The organism is Pseudomonas sp. TWI923 (genome assembly GCF_039673365.1).
GTDB classification, from domain to species: domain Bacteria; phylum Pseudomonadota; class Gammaproteobacteria; order Pseudomonadales; family Pseudomonadaceae; genus Aquipseudomonas; species Aquipseudomonas sichuanensis.
In genome coordinates, this window is the sequence record NZ_JBDJLM010000036.1 from 42,364 (window position 1) to 51,301 (window position 8,938).

The 8,938-nt window shown below is 64.7% G+C and carries 9 protein-coding genes; 4 read left to right on the plus strand and 5 right to left on the minus strand.

Annotation, left to right across the window (positions count from 1 at the left end):
• Positions 1 to 24 precede the first annotated feature (24 nt).
• Positions 25 to 852 carry a phosphonoacetaldehyde hydrolase gene (gene phnX / locus ABE459_RS15325; protein ID WP_125859430.1) on the plus strand — a complete coding sequence of 276 codons (828 nt, stop codon included), beginning with the start codon at positions 25 to 27 and terminating at the stop codon, positions 850 to 852.
• Positions 853 to 979: 127 nt separating this feature from the next.
• Here phnX and chrR read toward each other — a convergent pair whose 3' ends face one another.
• Positions 980 to 1,540: a class I chromate reductase ChrR gene (gene chrR / locus ABE459_RS15330; RefSeq protein ID WP_110994559.1), complete on the minus strand. Its 561-nt coding sequence runs from the start codon at positions 1,538 to 1,540 to the stop codon at positions 980 to 982.
• A 157-nt stretch (positions 1,541 to 1,697) separates the two neighbouring features.
• Here chrR and ABE459_RS15335 point away from each other — a divergent pair, with 157 nt between their 5' ends.
• Positions 1,698 to 1,916 (plus strand): hypothetical protein, encoded by a 219-nt coding sequence (locus ABE459_RS15335; protein ID WP_110994558.1) that lies wholly within the window; start codon positions 1,698 to 1,700, stop codon positions 1,914 to 1,916.
• On the opposite strand, the gene ABE459_RS15340 is transcribed toward ABE459_RS15335, so the two are convergent.
• From ABE459_RS15340 to ABE459_RS15355, 4 genes are all read right to left on the minus strand, one after another.
• Positions 1,900 to 4,149 carry an Orn/Lys/Arg decarboxylase N-terminal domain-containing protein gene (locus tag ABE459_RS15340; RefSeq protein ID WP_323831908.1) on the minus strand — a complete coding sequence of 750 codons (2,250 nt, stop codon included), beginning with the start codon at positions 4,147 to 4,149 and terminating at the stop codon, positions 1,900 to 1,902. The genes ABE459_RS15335 and ABE459_RS15340 overlap by 17 nt on opposite strands.
• Before the next feature lie 163 nt (positions 4,150 to 4,312).
• On the minus strand, positions 4,313 to 5,068 hold the full coding sequence (dnaQ, locus tag ABE459_RS15345; protein WP_323831906.1) for a DNA polymerase III subunit epsilon: 756 nt from the start codon (positions 5,066 to 5,068) through the stop codon (positions 4,313 to 4,315).
• 163 nt (positions 5,069 to 5,231) lie between these two features.
• The gene (gene rnhA / locus ABE459_RS15350; RefSeq protein ID WP_125464845.1) at positions 5,232 to 5,684 is read right to left on the minus strand and encodes a ribonuclease HI; all 453 of its coding nucleotides are present in this window, start codon (positions 5,682 to 5,684) and stop codon (positions 5,232 to 5,234) included.
• A 13-nt stretch (positions 5,685 to 5,697) separates the two neighbouring features.
• A complete protein-coding gene (locus ABE459_RS15355) occupies positions 5,698 to 6,471 on the minus strand; it encodes a methyltransferase domain-containing protein (RefSeq protein ID WP_125464846.1) in 774 nt (257 codons plus the stop codon).
• Between the two features lie 85 nt (positions 6,472 to 6,556).
• Between ABE459_RS15355 and gloB the strand changes: the two genes are divergently transcribed.
• Together gloB and ABE459_RS15365 are read left to right on the plus strand one after the other, a co-directional pair.
• The gene (gloB, locus tag ABE459_RS15360; RefSeq protein ID WP_323831904.1) at positions 6,557 to 7,336 is read left to right on the plus strand and encodes a hydroxyacylglutathione hydrolase; all 780 of its coding nucleotides are present in this window, start codon (positions 6,557 to 6,559) and stop codon (positions 7,334 to 7,336) included.
• 100 nt (positions 7,337 to 7,436) lie between these two features.
• Entirely contained in the window at positions 7,437 to 8,864 is a 1,428-nt protein-coding gene (locus ABE459_RS15365) for a lytic transglycosylase domain-containing protein (RefSeq protein ID WP_125464848.1), read from the plus strand.
• Positions 8,865 to 8,938 lie beyond the last annotated feature (74 nt).

The following is an 8,938-nucleotide window of genomic DNA, read 5'->3' on the forward strand; positions in this document are numbered from 1 at the left end:
ACCCAACTTCAGGAAACCGCGCACATGAACTACAGCAACCCTACCCAGCTGCAAGCCGCCATCCTCGACTGGGCCGGCACCGTGGTCGACTTCGGCTCCTTCGCCCCCACCCAGATCTTCGTCGAGGCCTTCGCCGAGTTCGACGTGCAAGTGTCCATCGAAGAGGCTCGCGGCCCGATGGGCATGGGCAAGTGGGACCATATCCGCACCCTGTGCGACGTGCCGGAAATCGCCGAGCGCTACCGCAAGGTGTTTGGCCGCACGCCCACCGACGATGACGTCACCGCCATCTATGAACGCTTCATGCCCCTGCAGATCGAAAAGATCGCCGTGCACTCGGCGCTGATCCCCGGTGCGCTGGACACCTTGACCGGCCTGCGCAAGGGCGGGCTGAAGATCGGTTCGTGCTCGGGCTACCCGAAGGTGGTGATGGACAAGGTGGTCGAGCTGGCCGCGCAGAACGGCTATGTCGCCGACCACGTGGTGGCCACCGACGAAACCCCGAACGGCCGCCCATGGCCGGCCCAGGCCCTGGCCAACGTGATTGCCTTGGGCATCGACGATGTGGCGGCGTGCGTGAAGGTCGACGACACCGTGCCGGGCATCCTCGAAGGCCGCCGCGCCGGGATGTGGACCGTGGCGCTGGTGTGCTCCGGCAATGCCCTGGGCTTGACCTGGGAAGGCTACCAGGCGCTGAGCGCGGATAAGCTGGAGAGCGAGCGCAAGCGAATTCACCAGCTGTTTGCCAGCTCGCGCCCGCACTACCTGATCGACACCATCAATGAGTTGCCAGAGGTAATTGCCGATATCAACCGGCGGCTGGCCAAGGGCGAGATGCCGCAGGCGTTCTGACAGATCGGTGTCGCATTCTTCGCGGGTGAACCCGCTCCCACAGGAACATCACAGACTTCAAAGGCAGTGATATCTCTGGGGGAGCGGGTTCAAACGCGTAGGCGTCAGCGCAGGCAACCAAAAACCATCAAACTGCACGGTTGAGCTTCACCCACGAGGCGAACTTGTCGATGAAGCCCTGCAGGAACGGCCGGGTCTTGTCGCTCAATTTGCCGCTGTCCTCGAACAGCGTCGCCGCACCGCCGAGGTAAGCCTCGGGCATCTGCATGCAGGGCATGTCGAGAAACACCAGCGACTGGCGCACAGCGTGGTTGGCGCCAAAGCCACCGATGGCCCCTGGCGACACACTGACCACCGCCGCCGGCTTGCCGCTCCAGGCGCTCTGCCCATAGGGGCGCGAACCCACGTCGATGGCGTTCTTCAAGCCTCCGGGCACGGAACGGTTGTACTCGGGGGTAACGAACAGCACCGCGTCGCTACGCCGGATCTCGTCACGAAAACGCTTCCACGCCTCAGGCGGCGCCTCAGCCTCGACATCCTCGTTGTACAACGGCAAATCGCCGATTTCGACGATCCTCAGGGCAAGGCTGGACGGCGCCAGCTCAGACAGCGCGCGGGCGACCTTGCGGTTGTAGGAGTCCTTGCGCAAGCTGCCGACAACGACCGCTACCGAATAAACCTGGCTCATGGCGTTTGCATCCTCTGCGTGGGAAATGGGACGTACTAGTTATAGATGACCGTTCCTCGGACCCTGGATTTTTTTCCGCCCGGGCAAAAACTCCCAGGCGTTTCGCTGGTCTATGGCTGCAGACATTTCCCCAACGTTTCAGAGGGTTTCACCCAAAATGGCAGCAGTAATGGTCGGCCAGTTCCACGCCCGCGACGCCGAAGGCCGTATCTATCCCGTGCACGAATTCCAGGAGTCGACGCTCCAGGCCGACGGCAGCACCCTCGGTGCACCGATCACCACCTATCGCCTGGCCATTGGCGACCGGGTCAACTACCTGGGCGAGGACCGTTTCGAACTGGCCCAGACCGGCGTCGAGATCATTCGCATTCCTTGATGCAGTCGACCGTGTACGCGCCGTGCTCGTGCTGCAGGCCATGCACATCGGCGACGAAGCCGGGGAAGCCCTGGTCAAAGGCCCGGGCGAACGCCAGGTAATCGAGGATCGAGCGGGTCGCCTCGGTGAACCGCTCGCCCGGCATGATCAGCGGGATACCCGGCGGGTACGGCACCAGCATCACCGCCGCAACCCGCCCCAGCAGCTGTTCGATCGGCACCGCCTCCACCTCTTCCTTCACCATCCGGTCATAGGCCTGGGCCGGGCTCATGGCCACCTCCGGCAGTTTGGTGAACAGCCGTTTCAGCTGCTTGGCGGTGGCGTTGGCGCGGTAGCAGTCGTGCAACTGTTGGCACAACTCACGCAGGCCCAGCCCCTGGTAGCGCGCAGGCTGTTCGCCAACCACACTCGGCAGGCATTGCAGCAACGGCGTATTGCCATCGTAATGGCGCTTGAACTCCAGCAGCTCGGTAAGCAGGGTGCTCCACTTGCCCTTGGTGATCCCCATCGAGAACAGCACCAGGAAGCTGTACAACCCGGTCTTCTCCACCACCAGCCCGCGCTCCCAGAGAAACTTGCTGACCACTGCCGCCGGTATGCCGTGCTCGGCCAGCACACCACCGGCATTGAGCCCGGGCATGACCAGGGTGACCTTGAGCGGGTCGAGCAGCACGTAGTCGTCCGCCACCTCGCCAAAGCCATGCCACTCGGCCCCCGGCTGCAACAGCCAGTCCGCTGCCGCCAGGCGCTGGGTACCCTCGGCCGCCGGCGGCTGCCAGATGCCGAACCACCAGTCGTCGGCGGCGATGTGCTCGCGCAGGTTGGCCAGGGCCCGGCGAAAGCTCAGCGCCTCGTCGAACATCTCCTGCAAAAGCGAACGCCCGGCCGGGCCTTCCATCATCGCCGAGGCCACGTCCAGCGAGGCCAGGATGCTGTACTGCGGTGAGGTGGAGATATGCATCATGAACGCTTCGTTGAAGCGGTCGCGGTCAAGCGCACGTGTGGCGCCATCCTGCACATGGATCATCGACGCCTGGCTGAAGGCGGCCAGCAGCTTGTGGGTTGAATGGGTGCTGAAGAGCAGCGGGCCATCGTCGGCCTTGGGCGTGCCCATGGCGTAGCGGCCGGTGAAGAAATCGTGGAAGGCGGCGTAGGCGAACCAGGCCTCGTCGAAATGCAGCACTTCGACACTGGCGCCGAGGGCCTGCTTGATCAACCCCGCGTGGTAGCACAGCCCGTCGTAGGTAGAGTTGGTCACCACCGCCAGCTTGATCTTTGCCGCCCGGCCCTGGGCCAGCGGATGGGCCTGGATCTTCGCCTGGATCGATTCGGTGCTGAACTCACTGAGCGGGATCGGCCCGATGATGCCCTGCTCGTTGCGCTCCGGGCACAGGTAGATGGGGATGGCGCCGGTCATGATGATCGCGTGCACCACCGACTTGTGGCAGTTGCGGTCCACCAGCACCAGGTCATCGCGCCCGACCATGGCATGCCAGACGATCTTGTTGGCGGTGGAGGTGCCGTTGATCACGAAAAAAGTGTGGTCGGCGCCGAAGTTGCGCGCCGCGCGGGCCTCGGCTTCGGCCAGGGGGCCGGTGTGGTCGAGCAGCGAGCCGAGTTCGGGCACCGAGACCGACAGGTCCGAACGCAGGGTGTTCTCGCCGAAGAACTGGTGGAATGCCTGCCCCACCGGACTCTTGCGGTACGCCACGCCACCGCCGTGGCCCGGTGTATGCCAGGAATAGTTCGATTGCGCGGTGTGCTGCACCAGTGCCTTGAAGAACGGCGGCAGCAGGCCATCGAGGTAGTTGTGCGCAGCCCGTGCCACCTGGCGAGCGAGAAAGGGCACGGTGTCTTCGAACAGGTAGAGGATGCCGCGCAGCTGGTTGAGCTCGCTCATGGCCTCGGCGGGGGCGTTTTCCAGGGTGACCTGCTCGCCCAGGGCGAAGATCGGCAGGTGCGGCGCACGCAGGCGGGCCAGGCGGATCAGCTCGGCCATGTGTTGCAGCAGGTGGTTGTTGTCACCGGCCCCTTCGGCGCCGATCAGCATGCAGGCCAGCCCGTGGTGGGTGGTAGCGACCAGACGCGCTTCGGTGTAGTCGGCGGCGGCGAGGATGCTGAAACCGTCCTGGGCCAGCTCGGCGGCGATGCCACGCACCCGTTCGCCGGCAACGCTGTCGGCCTTGATTGCCCGGTGGACGATGAGGATGGGGAACTTGAGGTCCTTGTACATCAGGCGGCTACCTCTGCGGGGGCTTTTTTCCCTCAGGGTAGTCGAGTGTGGTGTTATCAGTACCGGCCTGATCGCCGGCAAGCCGGCTCCCACAGGGTGCGGCGCAGCATGCGGTCTATGTGGGAGCTGGCTTGCCAGCGATGGGGGCCAGCCGGCCTTCGAATCAGTTGGCAGCCGGCTCGGTCAGCGCCTGCCACATGGCCGGCCCACCTGCGGATTTGGCGATGGCCGCCAGGCGCTCGGCATGGGCTTGCAGCTCTTCCTCGCTGGCCATGATCACCCGCCCCGGCGCACGGCCGGCGATACGGCGGATCTCGCTGCCAGTACTGCCTTGCCCCTCATCATCGCCCGCAGCGTCACCGGCCAGCGACAGGCTGGTCTGCCCACCGGTCATCGCCAGATAGACGTCAGCCAGCAGTTCCGAGTCGAGCAGTGCGCCGTGCAGATCACGGCCGGAGTTGTCGATGCCGTAGCGTTTGCACAGGGCATCGAGGCTGTTGCGCTGCCCCGGGTGGCGCGAGCGCGCCATCATCAGGGTGTCGAGGATCGGGCAGTGCTGGGAGATATCGGCGCGGTCGTGCTGGCCCAGCAGGGCGAATTCGTTGTTGATGAAGCCAACGTCGAACGCCGCGTTGTGGATGACCAGGGTGGCGCCCTGGATGAATTCGAAGAACTCCTCGGCCACATCGCCGAAACGCGGCTTGCCGACCAGGAAGGCATCGGTGATGCCGTGGACGTTGATCGCGCCCTCGTCACTCTCGCGGTCGGGCTGCAGGTAGACGTGGAAGTGCCGCCCGGTCAGGCGTCGGCCCACAACCTCGACACAACCGATCTCGATGATGCGGTGGCCGTCGGCCACTGGCATACCCGTGGTTTCGGTGTCGAGGATGATGAACCGTTTGTCTTGCTGCTGCTCCACGCGGGGACTCCAACATGCGGTGCTTGAATTCAGGGCGGGAGTATACCGGACTCGGGGCCGCTTTGCGGCCCTTCGCGGCTAAAGCCGCTCCCACACTGGAGCGCATGGAACCTGTGGGAGCGGCTTCAGCCGCGAAGGGCTGCGCAGCAGCCCCATATGGATATCAACGCTTGGCGCGAAGCTCTTCGACACCGCGGTTGGCCAACTGATCAGCCCGTTCGTTGCCCGGGTGGCCAATGTGCCCGCGCACCCACTTCCAGGTCACCTTGTGGCGGTTGACCTGCTCATCGAGGGCCATCCACAGGTCGGCGTTCTTCACCGGTTCCTTCGCGGCAGTCTTCCAACCACGCTTCTTCCAGTTGACCATCCACTCGTTGATGCCCTTCATCACGTATTGCGAGTCGGTGGTCAGCACCACCGCGCATTCACGCTTGAGCGCCTTCAACCCTTCGATCGCGGCCATCAGCTCCATGCGGTTGTTGGTGGTTTCGCGCTCGCCGCCCCACAACTCCTTCTCGACGCCCTTGAACACCATCAGCACGCCCCAGCCGCCCGGGCCAGGGTTGCCTTTGCAGGCACCATCGGTGTAGATCTCGACGATTTCGCTTTCGCTCATGTACCACTCATCTTCAATGCTTTTCGATATCGGGGTTGCTGGCGTTGCGGTTGACCTTGGCCAGCGGCAGCGGCAAAAGCTTGCCCATGGGCTCGCGGCGCTCCTGACGAAGTGGCCGCAGGCCGACCATGATCTTGCGTGCCACCAGCAGGTAGACACCGCCACCGGCCGTCTGCCAGCCACCGGCAATGCGCTCCCAGCCGGCCAGGCGTTGCTGCCAGGCCGCCGAGGCAAGCGGCGGACGATAGCACCCGAAACGGCGTTTCTCCAGCGCGAAGCCCAGCAGGTTGAGCCAGTCGCCAACCCGCGACGGCGGGATGCAGCGCGCCTTGCGCAAGGCGCCGTGGCTGAAGAAATGGCGCATGCCCCAGCTGCTCCAGGGGTTGATACCGACGATAAGCAGATGGCCACCTGGGCGCACCGCACTGGCCGCTTCGCGCAGCAGGCCATGGGGCGACAGGCTGAAGTCCAGGCCATGTTGCAACACCACCACGTCGGCGGCGTGCTCTGACAGCGGCCAGGCCTGCTCCTCGCAGACGATCTCGACCCCCGGCAGCGGCGCGCCCAGGCGCACGTTGCGCTGCACCTGCGGGGCATTGGGCGGGGCGTCGGCACCGGGGCCGTAATGCACCAGATAGCCGCCGAAGAAGCGGCCGAGCTCTTGTTCGAGCAGTTTCTGTTCTTCCTCGAGCATCAATTGCCCGAGCGGCCCGTTGAACCACTCGCGGGCCAGGCTGATCAGTTCAACCCACTCGGGGTCGGCCTGGGCGAAGGCTTGGTCGGTCATTGCGTTCTCCCTCGAAGGTTCTCCGGCCGCGCCATCGCGGCTAAGATGCCTTCAATGTCCCGGCTTGGCGATACGGATCCGCACCATGATACAGATCGATGCCCTACCCGCTTTCTCCGACAACTACATCTGGTTGTTACAGGATACTGCCAATCGCCGCTGCGCGGTGGTCGACCCCGGTGATGCCGGGCCGGTGCAGGCCTGGCTCGACGCCCACCCAGGCTGGGCACTGACGGATATCCTCGTCACCCACCACCATCACGACCACGTCGGCGGCGTCGAAGCGCTGAAGAAGGCCACCGGCGCCCGCGTCTGCGGCCCTGCCCACGAACGCATCCCGGCCCGCGACCTGGCCTTGGAAGACAACGCCCGCGTGCAGGTGCTGGGGCTCGACTTCGAGGTGCTGGCCATGCCCGGCCACACCCTTGGGCACATCGCCTATTACACTGCGCAACCGGCCACGCCGCTACTGTTCTGTGGCGACACCCTGTTCGCCGCCGGTTGTGGCCGCCTGTTCGAAGGTACACCCGAGCAGATGCACCATTCATTGCAGCGCCTGGCCGCCCTGCCCGCTGCAACCCAGGTGTACTGCACCCACGAATACACCCTGAGCAACCTGCGCTTCGCCCGCGCCGTAGAGCCGCACAACCCGCACGTTCTGCAGCGGTTCGAAGACGTTACCCGGCTGCGCGCCGAAAATCGCATCAGCTTGCCCTCGACCATCGGCCTGGAACGTCAGACCAACCCTTTTTTGCGCACTGCTGAAACATACGTTAAAGAAAAAGCAGACGAATGGAAGGGTCTTTCAAACCCCACCCAAGCCACTGTTTTTGCTGCCTTGAGGTCTTGGAAGGACGTGTTCTGATAACCCTAAGATATATCGCGACACAGGGACAAAGGTTGACCCGGCCGGGACCGGTTTCTAGAATCGCCGAAATTTTTTGCCCGGATAACTGTCCCAGCCGATGCCTTCCACTAGCCGCAGAACCTCTCATTCGGTCGCCTTGACGCGACTGGCCCAGATCAGTGCACTGGCGCTGGCCGCCACCCTGGTCGGCTGCCAGAGCACCCGTCAGCTCGACGAATCCGACAGCGTTCGCGCGCACAATTACCAGGCGCGGATCAAGCACAAGCCCGCCCCGCTGCTGGTCAAACCAAAGGAGCAGGCCCCGCAGGACGTGTGGGAGCGCATGCGCCAGGGCTTCGCCCTGCAGGACAACGTCGACGTCAACCCGCGCATCGAGCAGCAGCGCCTGTGGTTCGCCAGCAACCCGTCGTTCCTCGAGAACGCCGGCGAGCGTGGCAGCCTCTACCTGCACTACATCGTCGAGCGCCTGGAAGAGCGTGACATGCCGCTGGAGCTGGCCCTGCTGCCGGCCATCGAGAGCGCCTACAACCCAATGGCCTACTCCCGCGCGCACGCCGCCGGCATGTGGCAGTTCATCCCGTCCACCGGGCGCCACTTCAACCTGCGCCAGACCAACTTCTACGATGGCCGCCGCGACATCACCGCATCGACCAACGCCGCGCTGGATTACCTGAACCGCCTGCACGACATGTTCAACGGCGACTGGCTGCTGGCCCTGGCTGCCTACAACGCCGGCGAAGGCACCGTCAGCCGCGCCATCGAGCGCAACGAACGCCTTGGCCTGCCCACCGACTACTGGAACCTGCCGCTGCCGCAGGAAACCCGCGACTACGTGCCCAAGCTGCTGGCCCTGTCGCAGGTGGTCAACACCCCGCAAGCCTATGGCGTCAACCTCAACCCGATCGCCAACGAGCCCTACTTCGAAGCCGTCGCCATCAACGAACGCCTCGACCTGTCGCGGGTCGCCGCCTTCGCCGACATCGACGAGGACGAGCTGATCCAGCTCAACCCGGCGTTCAAGAAGCGCATGACCGTGGACGGCCCCAAGCAACTGCTGGTGCCCACCGCCAAAGCGCAGTTGCTGACCGATCGCATGTCCAACCTCAAGCCCGAGGAGCTGGTCAGCCTGCAGCCGAACAAGGCCGTGTTCAATGCTGCCCTGGCCGAGGCCAAGGCGCCGGCGGCGCGCAGCTACCGGGTCAAGCGCGGCGATAACCTGGCCAGCATCGCCAAGGCCAACCGGGTGTCGGTCAAGCAGCTGCAGGGCTGGAACAAGCTGCGCGGCAACAGCCTCAAGGTCGGCCAGGTACTGGCCCTGCGTGGTGGCAGCGCACCGAGCGCCGCCGCCAACCGGGTCGCCGACTCGAAGCAGCGTTCCACCCAGTACAAGGTGCGCAAGGGCGACTCGTACTACCTGGTGGCCAAGCGTTTCAATGTCGAGATGCAGCACCTCAAGCGCTGGAACCCGCGCAGCGGCCATGCGCTCAAGCCAGGGCAAACGCTGACCGTTTACCTGGCGCGTTAACAGCCCAATCGCGGGGCCAGCCCCCTCCCACGCCGATCTCCATCTGGCGTGGGAGCCGGCTTGCCCCGCGGAGC